11 protein-coding genes and 1 pseudogene are annotated in these 14969 nt (G+C 63.8%); 6 read left to right on the top strand and 6 right to left on the bottom strand.

The features are described from left to right. Positions 1-295: 295 nt before the first annotated feature. Positions 296-1666, top strand: coding sequence for an amidase (locus tag ACFFNA_RS04980; RefSeq protein WP_378916074.1), 1371 nt, complete (start codon positions 296-298; stop codon positions 1664-1666). On the opposite strand, the pseudogene ACFFNA_RS04975 reads toward ACFFNA_RS04980, so the two are convergent. Then, positions 1660-2732 (bottom strand): annotated as a pseudogene (locus ACFFNA_RS04975) (NAD(P)/FAD-dependent oxidoreductase). The gene ACFFNA_RS04980 and the pseudogene ACFFNA_RS04975 sit on opposite strands and share 7 nt — an antisense overlap. A 141-nt stretch (positions 2733-2873) precedes the next feature. Here ACFFNA_RS04975 and ACFFNA_RS04970 point away from each other — a divergent pair. Then, positions 2874-4466, top strand: coding sequence for a peptide chain release factor 3 (locus ACFFNA_RS04970; protein ID WP_111544805.1), 1593 nt, complete (start codon positions 2874-2876; stop codon positions 4464-4466). Between the two features lie 179 nt (positions 4467-4645). Here ACFFNA_RS04970 and ACFFNA_RS04965 read toward each other — a convergent pair whose 3' ends face one another. Next, the gene (locus ACFFNA_RS04965) at positions 4646-5116 is read right to left on the bottom strand and encodes a VOC family protein (RefSeq protein WP_111544804.1); all 471 of its coding nucleotides are present in this window, start codon (positions 5114-5116) and stop codon (positions 4646-4648) included. 269 nt (positions 5117-5385) lie between these two features. On the opposite strand from ACFFNA_RS04965, the gene ilvD reads away from it, so the two are divergent. The 3 genes from ilvD (at position 5386) to ACFFNA_RS04950 (ending at position 9656) form a co-directional block, all read left to right on the top strand. Continuing rightward, complete coding sequence (gene ilvD / locus ACFFNA_RS04960) at positions 5386-7230, top strand: dihydroxy-acid dehydratase (RefSeq protein ID WP_378916069.1); 1845 nt, start codon at positions 5386-5388, stop codon at positions 7228-7230. 112 nt (positions 7231-7342) lie between these two features. Continuing rightward, positions 7343-8623, top strand: coding sequence for an amidohydrolase family protein (locus ACFFNA_RS04955; RefSeq protein WP_378916066.1), 1281 nt, complete (start codon positions 7343-7345; stop codon positions 8621-8623). Between the two features lie 109 nt (positions 8624-8732). Beyond that, positions 8733-9656 (top strand): DMT family transporter, encoded by a 924-nt coding sequence (locus ACFFNA_RS04950; RefSeq protein ID WP_378916063.1) that lies wholly within the window; start codon positions 8733-8735, stop codon positions 9654-9656. Positions 9657-9678: 22 nt separating this feature from the next. Here ACFFNA_RS04950 and ACFFNA_RS04945 read toward each other — a convergent pair whose 3' ends face one another. Beyond that, positions 9679-10581, bottom strand: a complete 903-nt coding sequence (locus ACFFNA_RS04945) for a phosphotransferase (protein ID WP_378916060.1) — start codon at positions 10579-10581, stop codon at positions 9679-9681. Between the two features lie 82 nt (positions 10582-10663). Between ACFFNA_RS04945 and ACFFNA_RS04940 the strand changes: the two genes are divergently transcribed. After that, the gene (locus ACFFNA_RS04940; protein WP_378916057.1) at positions 10664-11311 is read left to right on the top strand and encodes a class I SAM-dependent DNA methyltransferase; all 648 of its coding nucleotides are present in this window, start codon (positions 10664-10666) and stop codon (positions 11309-11311) included. Between the two features lie 19 nt (positions 11312-11330). Here ACFFNA_RS04940 and ACFFNA_RS04935 read toward each other — a convergent pair whose 3' ends face one another. The 3 genes from ACFFNA_RS04935 to ACFFNA_RS04925 are packed head-to-tail and all read right to left on the bottom strand — an operon-like array spanning position 11331 to position 14889. Beyond that, positions 11331-13772, bottom strand: a complete 2442-nt coding sequence (locus tag ACFFNA_RS04935) for a GcvT family protein (RefSeq protein ID WP_378916054.1) — start codon at positions 13770-13772, stop codon at positions 11331-11333. Next, positions 13769-14656, bottom strand: coding sequence for a phosphotransferase (locus tag ACFFNA_RS04930; protein WP_378916051.1), 888 nt, complete (start codon positions 14654-14656; stop codon positions 13769-13771). Before ACFFNA_RS04930 ends, ACFFNA_RS04935 begins: the two co-directional genes overlap by 4 nt. Continuing rightward, on the bottom strand, positions 14653-14889 hold the full coding sequence (locus tag ACFFNA_RS04925; RefSeq protein WP_378916048.1) for a hypothetical protein: 237 nt from the start codon (positions 14887-14889) through the stop codon (positions 14653-14655). The genes ACFFNA_RS04930 and ACFFNA_RS04925 overlap by 4 nt, the downstream gene beginning before the upstream one ends. Positions 14890-14969: the final 80 nt, after the last annotated feature.

The following is a 14969-nucleotide window of genomic DNA, read 5'->3' as shown; positions in this document are numbered from 1 at the left end:
CCCCCTCTGTCCTGCCGGACATCTCCCCCACACGGGGGGAGATTGGATGTCACGACGGCTTTCGCCAATCTCCAACGTTTGAAAGAATGGCGCGGTCGGCAAGGCTGCCAATCTCCCCACCCGTGGGGGAGATGTCCGGCAGGACAGAGGGGGGCGACGTAGAGCGCCGACCTCAACAAATCCTGTCGGCGCAATTTTGATCAAGCGCTAGAGAGTTCGGAATGCTGAACTTGCCTTGAAGCCGCCCTGCAATCCTCCATGTCAATCGACGAGCGGCCAAGCCGGAGCATTGATCATGGACATCGTCTTTTCTTCAACCGTCGAACTGGCCGCCGCGATCGCCACGCGGAAAATCTCCGCCGTGGAGGCGCTCGACGCCCATCTCGCGCAGATCGACGGGCACAACGAGGCGGTCAACGCCGTCATTTCGCTCGACCGGGAAGGCGCCCGCGAGCGCGCCAAAAAGGCCGACGCAGCCCAAGCGCGCGGCGAGGCACCTGGGCCACTGCACGGCGTGCCGTTCACGCTGAAGGACATGCATGAGACGGCAGGCATGAAGACCACGGTCGGCTTCCCGCCCTTCGCCCACTACGTCGCCAAACGGGATAGCCCGGTCGTTGCCCGGCTGAAGGCAGCCGGCGGCCTGCTGATGGCCAAGACCAATGTCGCGATCATGCTGTCGGACTGGCAGTCGAGCAATCCACTGTTCGGCCGCACCAGCAATCCCTGGAACCTCCAGCGCACCGCCGGCGGCTCCAGCGGTGGTGCGGCGGCAGCAATTTGCGCCGGGATGACGCCATTCGATGTCGGCACCGACATGCAGGATTCGATCCGGCTGCCGGCCGCCTTCTGCGGTGTCTATGGTCTCAAGCCGACAGAGCACCGTCTCTCGCTGGCCGGCGCGTTTCCCGATCCCGGCGATGCTGCGCGCAGCGTGCGGCTGATGTCCTGCCTCGGCCCGCTGGCGCGCAGCGCGGAAGATCTATCCCTAGTCTATCAAATCATCGCCGGTCCTGATGGGAGCGACACCGATCTTGCGCCGGTGCCGGTCGAGGACATGCCAAAGCTCGACCCTAGGACATTGCGCATCGCCTTCGCGTCGTCCTTTCCAGGATTCCCGGTGGCCAGTGCGATCAGCGCGGCGGTCGAAAATCTCGCAAGGCAGCTGCAATCGGCAGGGGCGATCGTCAAGGAAGCGAAACTGCCCAAGCTCGATCTGCACGATGATCTCGAGCAAGGCGGCGCGCTGATCGGCATGATGATGGAGGCCGCGCAACCCGAGCCGCCGGAGGAACCGACACCAGTCTCGCGCTGGTTCGAGGCGCTCGCCCGCCGCGACAGATCCATTCTCGCTTGGGATCGGTTTTTCGAAAACTGGGATGCGCTGCTCTGCCCGGTCGCCATGACCACAGCCTTCCCGCATTGCGAGCCCGGCACGCCGGTCCAGCTCGACGGCAAGGAACAGAGCTACTGGATGCTGCCGGCCTATGGAGCCGTGTTCAACTACAGCGGCCATCCCGCACTTTCGATGCCGTGCGGACAGGACGGCGGCTTGCCGATCGGCCTGCAACTGGTCGGCAAACGCTGGTCGGAGTCGCGGCTGCTCGGCATCGCCAGGGCAATCGAACCGTTGACCGGCGGCTTTCGCCGTCCGCCCGGCTATTGAGCGAAGCGCGACAATCCGTAGGGCGCCAGCAGCGGGTCGCGCTCGCCGTCGAGGATTTCCCGGGCTGCGAACAGGCCGACGGCCGGCGCCAGCGTGATGCCGGAATGCATGACCGCGACGTAGACACCGTCCATGCCCTCGGCGCGGCCGATGATCGGAAAACCGTCGATCGGCGTCGGCCGGTAGCCGACCGTGTGGAAATCCAGCTCCAGTCCGTCGCCACCGCGCAGCATGGCTTTCAGGGCCGCAAACAGTTCGCGGGCGGTGACTTGCGGGTCCATGCCCGGGTCGGCGCCGCCGAAGTCCGAGCCGGCAATGATGCGGCCCTCCGCCGTCTGGCGCATGTGCAGCCGCTCGGCCAGCACCAGGCCGTTGAGCAGTTTTTTGTAAGGCCGCGAATGGACGATCAGCCCGGGCGGCGTCTCGATCGGCAGGTTGATCCCGGCCGTTGCCGCGATCGCCGGTGAGCCGACGCCGGCGGCGATCACCACCTCGTCGGCTGCTATCAGGCCGTGCGACGTGTCGACGCCGGTGATCTCGCCTCCGGTCTGGACCAGCGCCGTCACCGTGCTGGAGATGATCCGCGCTCCGCGCCGTTCGGCATCGGCCAGCAGCGCTCTGGCAGCGGCCACCGGCTCGGCGACACCCTCTTCGGCGACATGCAAGGCGACATCCGGGAGCGCGGCGAGATTGGGCTCGATGCGCGCGACGCCAATGCGGTCGACGCGCTTGATGCCGTAGCCCCAGGCGGAGTGTCGGCGGCGTAGGTTTCCATTGCGGCTGCCGACAAATCCCAGCACAGGCCGCCGCACCAGCTAAGCGGAATTTCGGGCAGGTCCTGCGCCAACCTCGACCATTCCGCCATCGCGCGGGTGCGCAGCCGGAAATACGGCTCTGGATTGCCCCAGCTGGCATTGATCCAGGCGAACGAGTTCGGCGTCGCGACCCCACCTGCATCGCTGTCGGCAATGACCGTCACCCGTGCGCCTGCCTTGCTCAGATGCCAGGCGATGGAGGCGCCGATGATGCCGGCGCCGATGACGATCACTTGTTTGACTGCACTCATGCGGGACCTCTGCCGAACCGGGTCTTTTGATGCCATCGCGGCGCGCCTATCTCAAGGGCCAGCAGGCCAATCCGGTCAAATCTGTTCGACAGGCCGGAAATGCGCTGCTAGAAGCCCGCGCCACAGACAGGATTCCAGACATTGGCTGAAGACATCGAACAAGCGGTATCCCGCCGCCGCACCTTCGCGATCATCGCGCACCCGGATGCCGGCAAGACCACGCTCACCGAAAAGCTGCTGCTGTTCGGCGGCGCCATCCAGCTTGCCGGCGAGGTCAAGGCCAAGAAGGACAAGATCCAGACCCGGTCCGACTGGATGAAGATCGAGCGCGAGCGCGGCATTTCGGTCGTCACTTCGGTGATGACGTTCGAATACGAGGACAATGTCTTCAACCTGCTCGATACGCCCGGCCACGAGGATTTCGCCGACGACACCTATCGCACGCTGTCGGCGGTCGACAGCGCCGTCATGGTCATCGACGCCGCCAAGGGCATCGAGCCGCGCACGCTCAAATTGTTCGAGGTTTGCCGGCTGCGCGACATCCCGATCATCACGTTCGTCAACAAGATGGACCGTGAAAGCCGCGATCCGTTCGAGATTCTCGACGAGATCGAACAGAAGCTGGCGCTGGATACTGCACCCATCACCTGGCCGATCGGCCGCGGCAAGACGTTTTCGGGCACCTATCATCTGGCACTAAACGCGGTGCGTAGGGGCGACGACGAGAAGGAACGCACGCCGGTCAACGGTCCCGATTCCAATCGCGTCGCCGGCCTGCTGCCGGAGAACGAGCGCGAGGCCTTCATCGAGGAATTGGAACTGGCGCGCGAAGCCTGCCGTCCGCTCGACATCGACGCTTTTCGCGAGGGCCATCTGACGCCGGTCTATTTTGGCTCGGCGTTGCGTAATTATGGCGTCCGCGACCTGATCGAGGCGCTTGGTGCCTTCGGTCCGCCGCCGCGCGCGCAGGAGGCCGATATCCGCAAGGTCGAGGCGACCGAGGACAAGATGACGTCCTTCGTTTTTAAGATCCAGGCCAACATGGATCCCAACCACCGCGACCGCATCGCCTTCGTCCGCGTCTGCTCGGGCAAGCTCGAGCGCGGCATGAAGGCCAAGCTGGTGCGCACCGGCAAGCCGATGTCCTTGTCGGCGCCGCAATTCTTCTTTGCCCGCACCCGCGTCACCGCCGACGAGGCGTTCGCCGGCGACGTTGTCGGCATCCCCAACCACGGCACGCTGCGCATAGGCGACACGCTGACCGAGGGCGAGGAGATCCTGTTCCGCGGCGTGCCGAATTTCGCCCCGGAAATCCTGCGCCGTGTCCGCCTCGGCGACGCGATGAAGGCCAAGAAGCTCAAGGAGGCGCTGCACCAGATGGCCGAGGAGGGCGTCGTGCAACTGTTTTCGCCCGAGGACGGCTCGCCGGCCATCGTCGGCGTCGTCGGCGCGCTGCAACTCGACGTGCTGAAGGAGCGGCTGAACTTCGAATACACGCTACCGGTCGAGTTCGAGATGTCGCGCTTTTCGGTCTGCCGCTGGATCTCGGCCGACGACAAGGCCGAGGTTCTGCGTTTCATCGAGGCGCATCGCGGCGACATCGCCCGCGATCTCGACAACGATCCGGTGTTCCTCGCCCAGCACGCCTTCTCGCTGAACTACGAAGCGGAACGCTGGAAGGCGATCCGCTTCGCCACGATCAAGGATTATCAGGTCCGCGACAAGGCGGCTTGATACGCAGCTTTCCCTTCTCCCCGTTCACGGGGAGAAGGTGCCCGAAGGGCAGATGAGGGGCAGCGCCGACCTCGATGATCAATCTGCTCCAATGAGCCATCCGGCCCGTCGCAGGCTCCGGGCGTTCGAAGCTCGAAAAGCCAAGCAATTGGCTTTTCGTTCGCTGCGCGAACCGCTTCTCACCCCTTCGCTGCCTCTTCGATCTTGGCGATGTCGATCTTGCCCATCTGCATCATCGCCGCCATCACCCGGCCGGCCTTGGCCTGGTCCGGATCCTGAAGCAGCCTGGGCAGTTGTTCCGGCACGACCTGCCAGGAGACGCCGAACTTGTCCTTCAGCCAGCCGCATGGGCCCGGCTCGCCGCCTCCCTCCGTGAGCTTGGTCCAGAAATGGTCGACCTCTTCCTGCGTCTTGCAGTCGATCGACTGCGACATCGCCTCGGTGAACTTGTATTGCGGTCCACCATTGAGCGCCTGGAACGGCACGCCGTCGAGCTCGAACGAGGCCACCAGTACCTTGCCTTCAAGAGCGTTGCCCTTGGGCCAGCGCATCACGCTCAGCACCTTCGAATTCTTGAAGATGGAGGTGTAATGGTTCATTGCCTCTTCGGCCTGGCCATCGAACCACAGGCAGGTGGTTATCTTTTGCATGTCGTGCTCCTCGCGCTGTTTCGGTTGCTGTCACGGCAAAACGGCTCAATCCGGGAATGGTGCCATTCCCTTGCCGTTTGTCCAAGGACGGGCCTGTGGCGCGCAATCCGACAGCGATCAGCAATTTTTTTGGAAAGTCTGATTTTCGGAGAATCTGGCGCATTGCAAAATTGTGGCCAGACCAGGCTTGCGCGTCTATAACGCCTACGGTCCGAATTCAGCGCCGCCACGCTCCGCATCGAGCGCAGCCAGCCAGCCAAGGAAAATTCATGCCTGCCTATCGCTCCCGCACCACCACCCATGGCCGCAACATGGCCGGCGCCCGCGGCCTCTGGCGCGCCACCGGCATGAAGGATTCCGATTTCGGCAAGCCGATCATCGCGGTGGTCAACTCGTTCACGCAGTTCGTGCCGGGCCATGTTCACCTGAAGGACCTTGGCCAGCTGGTCGCGCGCGAGATCGAAAAGGCCGGCGGCGTTGCCAAGGAATTTAACACCATCGCTGTCGATGACGGCATCGCCATGGGTCATGACGGCATGCTCTATTCGCTGCCGTCGCGCGAGCTTATCGCCGATTCCGTCGAGTACATGGTCAACGCGCACTGCGCCGATGCGATGGTCTGCATCTCCAATTGCGACAAGATCACGCCCGGCATGCTGATGGCGTCGCTGCGCCTCAACATCCCGACCGTCTTCGTGTCCGGCGGCCCGATGGAAGCCGGCAAGGTGGTGCTGGCCGGCAAGACGCAGGCGCTCGACCTGGTCGATGCCATGGTGGCGGCCGCCGACGACAAGATCTCCGACGAGGACGTGAAGGTCATCGAGCGTTCGGCCTGCCCGACCTGCGGTTCCTGCTCGGGCATGTTCACCGCCAATTCGATGAATTGTTTGACCGAGGCGCTTGGCCTGTCGCTGCCGGGCAACGGCTCGACGCTGGCCACGCATGCCGACCGCAAGCGGCTGTTCGTCGAAGCCGGCCACCTCATCGTCGATCTGGCCCAGCGTTACTACGAGCAGGACGACGAGACGGCGTTGCCGCGCAACATCGCCTCGAAGGGCGCCTTCGAGAACGCCATGACGCTCGACATTGCCATGGGCGGCTCGACCAACACGGTGCTGCATATCCTGGCCGCCGCGCATGAGGGCGAGATCAGCTTCGATCAGGATGACATCGACGCGCTGTCACGCAAGGTGCCGGTGCTGTGCAAGGTGGCTCCCGCCAAGGCGGATGTGCATATGGAAGACGTCCACCGCGCCGGCGGCATCATGGCGATCCTCGGCCAGCTCGACAATGCCGGCTTGATCAACCGCGACCTGCCGACAGTGCACACGCGCACGCTTGGTGAAGCGCTCGATCATTGGGATATTTCGCGCTCGACCAGCCAGAGCGTACGCGATTTCTTCCTCGCCGCGCCTGGCGGCGTGCCGACACAGGTCGCCTTCAGCCAGGATCGTCGCTGGGACGAGCTCGATCTCGACCGCGAGAAGGGTGTCATCCGTTCAGCCCAGCATCCCTTCTCCAAGGATGGCGGCCTTGCCGTGTTGAAAGGCAATCTGGCGCTCGATGGCTGCATCGTGAAGACCGCCGGCGTCGATGAATCGATCCTGAAATTCACCGGCCCGGCCCGCGTATTCGAAAGCCAGGACGCCAGCGTCAAGGCGATCCTGTCCAACGAGATCAAGGCCGGCGATGTCGTCGTCATCCGCTATGAGGGGCCGCGCGGCGGCCCCGGCATGCAGGAAATGCTCTACCCGACCAGCTATCTGAAGTCGAAGGGGTTGGGCAAAGCCTGCGCGCTGGTCACCGACGGCCGCTTCTCCGGCGGCACCTCAGGCCTGTCGATCGGCCATGTCTCGCCGGAAGCCGCCGAGGGCGGTTTGATCGGGCTGGTGCAGGAGGGCGATACGGTCGAGATCGACATCCCGAACCGGAGCATTCGCCTCGCCGTCAGCGATGCTGAACTCGCCAGCCGCCGGGCGGCGATGGAGGCCAAGGGAGTTGCTGCCTGGAAGCCCGAGGAAAAGCGCAAGCGCAAGGTGACAACAGCCTTGCGTGCCTATGCCGCGATGGCGACCAGCGCGGCCAAGGGCGCGGTCAGGTTCGTGCCGGAGTAGGGCTCGAATCCGACCAGGTTGGCGCTGCCCCTCATTGTCCGACATCAGCCGCTTTGCGGCAGGGTGTGTTTGCGCCACGATAGAACGCTGATTCTTCAAGCGGGATGACGACATGGATTTCGACCTTATCGTTCGCGGCGGCACGCTGCCTGATGGCAGGGTCGCCGACATCGGCATCATCGACGAGACGATCGCGGCGATCGAGCCGAAGCTCGATGTCACCGCCGGCACGACGATCGATGCCGGTGGCAATCTGGTCTCGCCGCCCTTCGTCGATCCGCATTTCCACATGGATGCAACGCTCTCCTACGGTATTCCGCGCATCAACGTGTCGGGCACGCTGCTCGAAGGCATTTCGCTGTGGGGCGAGTTGAAGCCGCTGTTGACGCATGAAGCGGTGCGCGACCGCGCGCTTGCCTATTGCGACTGGGCGGTGTCGATGGGCCTGCTTGCCATCCGCACCCATGTCGATGTCTGCGATGACAGGCTGCTGGCGGTCGAGGCTTTGCTCGAGGTCAAGAAGACGATTGCCCCCACTATCGACCTGCAATTGGTCGCCTTCCCGCAGGACGGGTTTTATCGCTCGCCGAAGGCGCGGGAAAACACCATCCGCGCGCTCGACATGGGCGTCGACATCGTCGGCGGCATCCCGCATTTCGAGCGCACCATGGCCGATGGCACGCGCTCGGTGACGGAGCTGTGCGAGATCGCGGCCAGGCGCGGGCTGATGGTCGACCTGCATTGCGACGAGACCGACGATCCGCTGTCGCGTCATATCGAGCAGCTTGCCTATGAGACGCAGCGCCTCGGCCTGCAGGGCAAGGTCGCCGGCTCGCATCTCACCTCGATGCATTCGATGGACAATTACTATGTCTCGAAATTGCTGCCGCTGATCGCCGAGGCGGGCGTTTCGGCGATCCCCAATCCGCTGATCAACATCATGCTGCAGGGCCGCCACGACACCTTTCCCAAGCGCCGGGGTATGACCCGGGTCAAGGAGATGCAGGCCCTCGGCATCCGCGTCGGCTGGGGCCAGGACTGCGTGCTCGATCCCTGGTATTCGCTGGGCACGGCCGACATGCTCGATGTCGCCTTCATGGGCCTGCACGTGGCCCAGATGTCGAGCCCGGCCGACATGGCGCGCTGCTTCGACATGGTCACCAATGTCAACGCGTCGATCATGGGGCTCGATCATCTCGGCCTGGCGGTCGGCAAACGCGCCAGCCTTGTCATCCTCGATGCCGGCAATCCGATCGAAGCCTTGCGCCTGCGCGCTGAGCGCCTGTGCGTCGTCGCCAGGGGCAAGGTGGTGGCGGAGAGGACGAAGCAGGACACCAGGCTTTCGATCCCGGGCAGGCCGGCTCTGGTGAACCGGCGGCACATATCCACCTAGACCCAGCCGATTCCCGACACTGGTCTTACGCATTGCCTGATTTCTCCTCGTCAAAGCAGCCGCTTCCGTCTACGACGCGGCTTGACCCAAGGGAGGAATCGGGATCGGCATGACGCAGCCTGTGGCGCAGAATTCGACCATCAGGAACGTGCTTCTGGCCGGCATCCTGCTGATGCTGGCCGGCGACTTCCTGTTTGCCCTGAACGACGCCATGGGCAAGTGGCTGGTCGCCAGCTTCTCCGTCGGCCAGATGGTGCTGATCCGTTCCATCGGTGCCTTCTTCGTGCTTGGTCCGATGATCGCCCATCAGGGCACGGCCAAGCTGTTTCATATGGAACGCCTGGAGCTGCAGCTGCTGCGTGTCGTGATGACGACGCTCGACACGGCACTGTTCTACGCCGCCGTCGTCTACCTGCCGCTTGCGGACGTGATGAGCTTCTACATGGCCGGGCCGATCTATGTCGCAGCACTGTCGCACCTGTTGCTTGGCGAAAAGGTCGGCTGGCGCCGCTGGATGGCGATCCTGCTCGGCTTCTGCGGCGTGGTGATCATGCTGAAACCGTCCTCGGCGGCGTTCTCGCTGTCGTCGAGCTTCGCGCTCGCCGGCAGCATTGCCTTCGCCTTCGCCATCATCCTCAACCGTCGGCTGCGCGGCACCAGCGACACCAATCTGGTGACATGGCAGACCATCGGCACGATGGTGGTCGGCGGCGTGCTGACCATTGGCGCCTGGCAGACGCCGTCAGCGCTCGATTTCGGCGCCATGCTGCTGCTCGGCATCGTCTCTTGCGGCGCGCATCTGATGATCACCAGGGCGCTTAAGCTGGCGCCGGCCTCGACGCTGGCACCGCTGCACTACACACTGCTCCTGTGGGCGGTCGTCTTCGGGCTGGTGTTCTTCGGTGACGTTCCCGGCCCGCGCATCCTGATCGGTTCGGGCATCGTCGTTCTCGCTGGCCTGTTCATCTTCCACCGCCAGAAAGTGGTCAACACCACGGTGCCGCCCGAAAACGTGCCGAAGGGCGTGAATTAGCTAGGGTCCAGATTTCTGGTACCTAGCCCCGGCGTATCGCCGCCAGGTGCCGTGAAAATTCCGGCGTCTCCATCAGTTCCTTACAGCGCGCAAATCGCCCGTCGGCATAGGAGCGGAAATCATCGACCGGGTTGTTGTTGGCGAGCTGGATCAGCCCCCACAGCGTCCACAACAGGTCGCACATCGCCTTGTAGATGACGATGCGGCCGCGTTCGGCCGGCCTCACCTCGCCGCCGAAATAGGCGCGCATCATCTCTTCATCCTGCGCCGTGTCGAATTTTCCTTCCACGCTGAGGTCGCCAAGATCCCAGAGCGGATCGTTCATGCCCGAATATTCCCAGTCGACGATCCACATCCTGTCGCCGGCATCGAGAAAGTTCTCGCACAGCGGATCGCAGTGGCAGGCGACGAGGGGCAAGGTATGGGCGGCCAGCGCAGCCCGCACGGTCTCGGCCTCGCGCACCACGTCATGATAGCCGGCGGGTGGGGCGACATCCTTGGTCGACAGCACCTTGAGATAATCGTCGATCATCGCAAACAGTTCGAAGCGGAAGGGAAACACCGCGCCGGAATTGTGCAGCTTGCGGAAAGCCTCGCCGGCGCGCGCCGGGCTGCCTGATCGCGTCCTGAATTTTTCCGGCGACATCGTCTCCGCGCCGGCGATGAAACGCGTCACCATGACCCCGGTGGCGGGATCGACATGCAGCACCTCGGGACTGACCCCCGCCTTTGCCGCTTCGCGCGCGGCCACCGCTTCGTTAGCCCGGTTGATATATTCCTCGGTGCCCTTGCCGGGAATGCGCAGGCAGAATTCGCCAGCCTTGAAAACCAGATTGGTGAGGCCGCCGAGCCGTTCGAGCGGCCCGGTGTAGCCGGCCAGCATGGGAATGGCGGCAAGTGTTGCACGTGCCTCGTCTGTCATCATGCCTGCGCCCCCACGCTGTTATTTGTCGCGGCGACGGTTCCACAATTTTCGTGCTTTGGCTATCATGCGAGACCAAGGATTGATGGACAGGACAAAAGTGGCGGACAGCAAACAGCAAGGCCCCCTTGCCGCGGCCTACGCGGCGAAGCGGCCGGAGGACGTCGCCGCACTCTACGACCGCTGGTCGCAGACCTATGACGCCGACATGTCGGCCGCTGGTTACCGTCACCCGACGATCTGCCTTGCGCTGCTGGCCCGCCATCTGCCGCGCGGTGCTGCACCGCTGCTCGATGCGGGAGCCGGCACCGGGCTGATCGGCGAATGGCTTGATATAACAGGCTATCCCCAGGTCGAGGCGCTCGACATTTCGGAAGGCATGCTGGCGCAGGCTGCCCGCAAGGGGGTCTATTCGGCGCTTCATTGCCTGGCGCTCGGCGGCAAGTTGCCGTTTGCCGACGATGCCTATGCCGGCATCATTTCGGCCGGCGTCTTCACCTCCGGCCATGTCGGCGCTGAGGGGCTGGACGAACTGATCCGCATCTGCAAGCCGGGTGGCATCATCGTGCTGACGGTCAAGAACACGCTGTGGGAAGCCGGCTTTGCCGCGCGCATTGCCGAACTCGAGGCGCAAGGCCTCATCACCCGCGTCGAGGAAACGCGTCCGTACGTCTCCATGCCGGGCGAGGCCGACACCGTGCCCAGCCGCGGTCTCGCCCTGCGCGTCACCTGAACTACGCTTTGACCCTGAACTACGCTTTGACCCTAGCGGCTGCCGGGTCGTACATCGGCTCGAGATGGATTTTGGCCGGCGTCGGCTCCATCGCCACAACCAGTTCATAGTCGCCCGAGGCGAGAAAATCGTCACTCACCCCGTCGGCGTTGCGCACATAGCCGTAGCCGATGTTCCGGCCCACCGTGTAGCCATAGCCGCCGCTGGTGAGATAACCGACCGGCTCGCCATTGCGCAGGATGGTCTCGCGGCCGAGCAGCACGATCTCCGAGTCATCGACCGTGAAGCCGGCAAAGCGTTTCTTCAAGGTCCCGCCGTTGATCTTCGCGAGTGCGCGCCGTCCGACGAAATCCGTGTTCTTGCGCAGCTTGACCGCCCAGCTCAAGCCGGCTTCCTGCGGCGTGTCGTTCGGCGTGATGTCGGAGCCCCAGGCGCGATAGCCCTTTTCCAGCCGCAGCGATTCCAAGGCGCGATAGCCGACCGGGCGGATGCCGTGCTTGTTGCCTGCCGCCATCAGTGCATCGAAGACTTCGCCTGTCGCCGCGATCGGCACATGCAGTTCCCAGCCGAGTTCGCCGACATAGGTAACGCGCAGCGCCCGAACTGTACGGCCGGCAATGGCAATCTCGCGCACATGGCCGAACGGGAAGCTGGTGTTCGACACGTCGGCTTCGGTCACGGCCGAAAGCACGTCGCGCGCCCGAGGACCCATCAGCGACAGCGTGCCGAAATCTTCGGTGACATCGACAAGCGTGGCATCGAGGCCGTCGCCGATATGGTCGCCGATCCATGACAGATCATGCGTGCGGAACCCGGTTCCGGTGACGATGTAGAATTTCTCCTCGGCCAGCCGCGCCACGGTCAGGTCGGCCTCGATGCCGCCGCGCGTGTTGAGAAGCTGCGTGTAGGTCAGCCGGCCGACCGGCTTGCTGACGTCATTGGCGCAGATCCAGTCCAGCGCCTTCGGCGCGTCAGACCCGCTCAGTTCGTATTTGGCGAAGGAGGATTGATCGAAGATGCCGACCTTCTCACGCACATGCCGGTGCTCGTCGCCGACCGCCGCAAACCAGTTCTGCCGGCCCATCGAATAGACATCCTGCGGCTCGACGCCTTCGGGCGCGAACCAGTTTGGCCGTTCCCAGCCGAGCTTCGAGCCGAACACGGCGCGCTGCTGTTTCAGCCTGTTGTAAAGCGGCGAGACGATGCGCGGCCGCCCGCTGGCGTACTCCTCATGCGGAAAGCCGATCGTATAGTGCTTGCCATAGGCCTCCAGCGTGCGATCGCAGACCCACTGCCGGTCGCGGTGCAGGTTGGAAAAGCGCCTGATGTCGACCACCCACAGGTCGAGCGGCGCCTCGCCATCGACCACCCACTGCGCCAGCACCCAGCCGGCGCCGCCACCCGAGGCGATGCCGAAGGCGTTGAAGCCGGCGCCGACGAACATGTTGGCGCATTCGGGCGCTGCGCCGAGAATGAAATTGCCGTCTGGCGTAAAGCTCTCTGGCCCGTTGATCATCTGCTTGACGCCGACGGCCTCCAGCGCCGGCACGCGCGCCATCGCTTGGCGCATGTGCTGCTCGAAATGGTCGTAGTCGTCGTCGAACAGCCGGAACTCCCAATCGTTGGGCACATCCCCGGTCGTCCAGGCCTGCGGATTGGGTTCATAGCCGCCCATCACCAGCCCGCCGACCTCTTCCTTGAAATAGGTGCGCCGGTCCGGGTCGCGGATGGTCGGCGCGTCGGTTGCCAGCCCGTCGATCTTCTCGGTGATGATGTACTGGTGCTTCACCGGCTGCAGCGGCACGTTGATGCCGGCCATCACGCCGACCTGCCGCGCCCATTGCCCGGCGCAGTTGACCACTTTGTCGCAGGCGATGTCGCCCTTGCTGGTCCTCACCATCGTGATGCGGCCGTCCTTCATCTCGAAACCGGTGACGCGCACATCCTCGAACAGTTTGGCGCCATGCATGCGCGCGCCTTTCGCCAGCGACTGCGTGATGTCGGAAGGGCTCGCCTGGCCGTCGGTCGGCAGCCAGGAAGCGCCCACCAAATCGCCGATTTCCAGGAGCGGCCACATGGCCTTGACCTGCGCCGGCGACAGCAATTGCATGTCCATGCCGAAGCTCTTCGCCGTCGTCGCCAGCCTTTTGTACTCGGTCCACCGGTCGGCATTGGTGGCGAGCCGAAGGCAGCCGGTCATCTTCCAGCCGGTGGCAAGGCCCGTTTCGGCCTCCAGCCCCTTGTAGAGGTCGACGGAGTATTTGAGCACGCGGGTAATCGAGGCGGATGAGCGCAACTGGCCGACAAGGCCGGCGGCATGCCAGGTCGAGCCCGAGGTCAGCTTGCCCTGTTCGAGCAGCACCACGTCGGCCTTGTGGTCACGCGCCAGATGATAGGCCGTCGAACAGCCGATGATGCCGCCGCCGATGACGACGATCGCGGCCTGGCTGGGCAATGTCATGATTTTTGTATCCCGTATTTTGTTCTGTAGTTTTCCAGCGCCGCATCGAGTCGCATCAGGTTTTCCTCGGTGTAGGCGACGTAGTCGATGCCGGGCGCGTCGAGGTAGAGTTCGGACACCATGCTCCACATCGCCTCGCGCAGCAGCGAGGCGCATTGCATGGCCGCGTGCGAGCGGCGGATCGCCTGGTCCGGTTCCTTCATGAAATAGGCGGTCAGGAAGGCAAAGGATTCCTCGTCGCTCATGCCGGCATTCGAGGCGACGCCGGCGAGGTCGAACATCGCCGTGTTGAAGCCGGCATACTCGAAGTCGATCAGCCACAGCCTGCTGCCGTCGTCGAGAATATTAGCCGGCAAAAGATCATTATGACCAAAGACGATAGGCAGCAATTTCTGCGCGCGCTCCAATTCGTCGGCCAGCGACAGCAGGCGCGGCAATTCGCTGCGCTTGCGGCTGCCGCCCTCTTCAAGCGTGCGCGCATAATCGCGAATGACATGGAACACCCAGAACATGAAGCCGGCGCCGGAGACGTGATTGGGCATCTCCCGGTGGAAGCCGCGCATCAGGGCTGCGACTCGGCCAAGATTGGCGCGCACGTCCTCCGCAAGATAGGTTTTCGCACCAAGGAACTCCGTCACCAGGATGCCCGGTTCGGCATGGAGGACGGCCGGTGCGAAACCGGCGGCATGTGCCGCCCGCGCGGTCATCACCTCGCGTTCGCGAAAGACATGGTGGAACGGATAGTCCTTGCCGAAGCGCACGACATGCTTTCCGGCCGCGTCCTTGACCACATAATTGGCATTGCTGAGGCCGCCGGGCAGCGGCGCGATCTCGATATTGCCGGTCCAGCAGGGCAGGGCGCGGATGCGGTCTTCGGCAATCACGGAATCATCCCTGGTTTGCTGAGCTTCGACAAGGGCGCCATGGACAGCGCAACGACAGCGAGGAGAAACGCAAAATCTCGTCGGTGCGGGATGCCAGGATCGGTATCCCGCACCGCACCGACGAGCCCCTTGGCCAGGTTTTTGACCCCCGGCATCCGCCCCCGCGGATCTGAAAATTCCTTGCGCCAGACACGTTCAAAAACTGCCTGGTCATTGAGTCGCGGCTCTGCCATCACCCTCCCGTGGCTGCTCCGAACTCTTTGTCACGGTTTGGATTTCACGCCAGGGTTGCCCGGTTGTCAACAAAAAGCTG

The organism is Mesorhizobium kowhaii, from assembly GCF_042431665.1.
In the GTDB taxonomy this organism is placed as follows: domain Bacteria; phylum Pseudomonadota; class Alphaproteobacteria; order Rhizobiales; family Rhizobiaceae; genus Mesorhizobium; species Mesorhizobium kowhaii.
The sequence above is the reverse complement of the archived record's forward strand: the minus strand, read 5'-3'. Positions and strand labels throughout refer to the sequence as shown.

Excerpts from the sequence above, each read along its gene's own strand:
- ACFFNA_RS04980 (WP_378916074.1), top strand. The coding sequence starts at position 296 with ATGGACATCGTCTTTTCTTCAACCGTCGAACTGGCCGCCGCGATCGCC.
- ACFFNA_RS04965 (WP_111544804.1), bottom strand. The coding sequence starts at position 5,116 with ATGCAAAAGATAACCACCTGCCTGTGGTTCGATGGCCAGGCCGAAGAG.
- ilvD (WP_378916069.1), top strand. The coding sequence starts at position 5,386 with ATGCCTGCCTATCGCTCCCGCACCACCACCCATGGCCGCAACATGGCC.
- ACFFNA_RS04955 (WP_378916066.1), top strand. The coding sequence starts at position 7,343 with ATGGATTTCGACCTTATCGTTCGCGGCGGCACGCTGCCTGATGGCAGG.
- ACFFNA_RS04950 (WP_378916063.1), top strand. The coding sequence starts at position 8,733 with ATGACGCAGCCTGTGGCGCAGAATTCGACCATCAGGAACGTGCTTCTG.
- ACFFNA_RS04945 (WP_378916060.1), bottom strand. The coding sequence starts at position 10,581 with ATGATGACAGACGAGGCACGTGCAACACTTGCCGCCATTCCCATGCTG.
- ACFFNA_RS04940 (WP_378916057.1), top strand. The coding sequence starts at position 10,664 with ATGGACAGGACAAAAGTGGCGGACAGCAAACAGCAAGGCCCCCTTGCC.
- ACFFNA_RS04935 (WP_378916054.1), bottom strand. The coding sequence starts at position 13,772 with ATGACATTGCCCAGCCAGGCCGCGATCGTCGTCATCGGCGGCGGCATC.
- ACFFNA_RS04925 (WP_378916048.1), bottom strand. The coding sequence starts at position 14,889 with ATGGCAGAGCCGCGACTCAATGACCAGGCAGTTTTTGAACGTGTCTGG.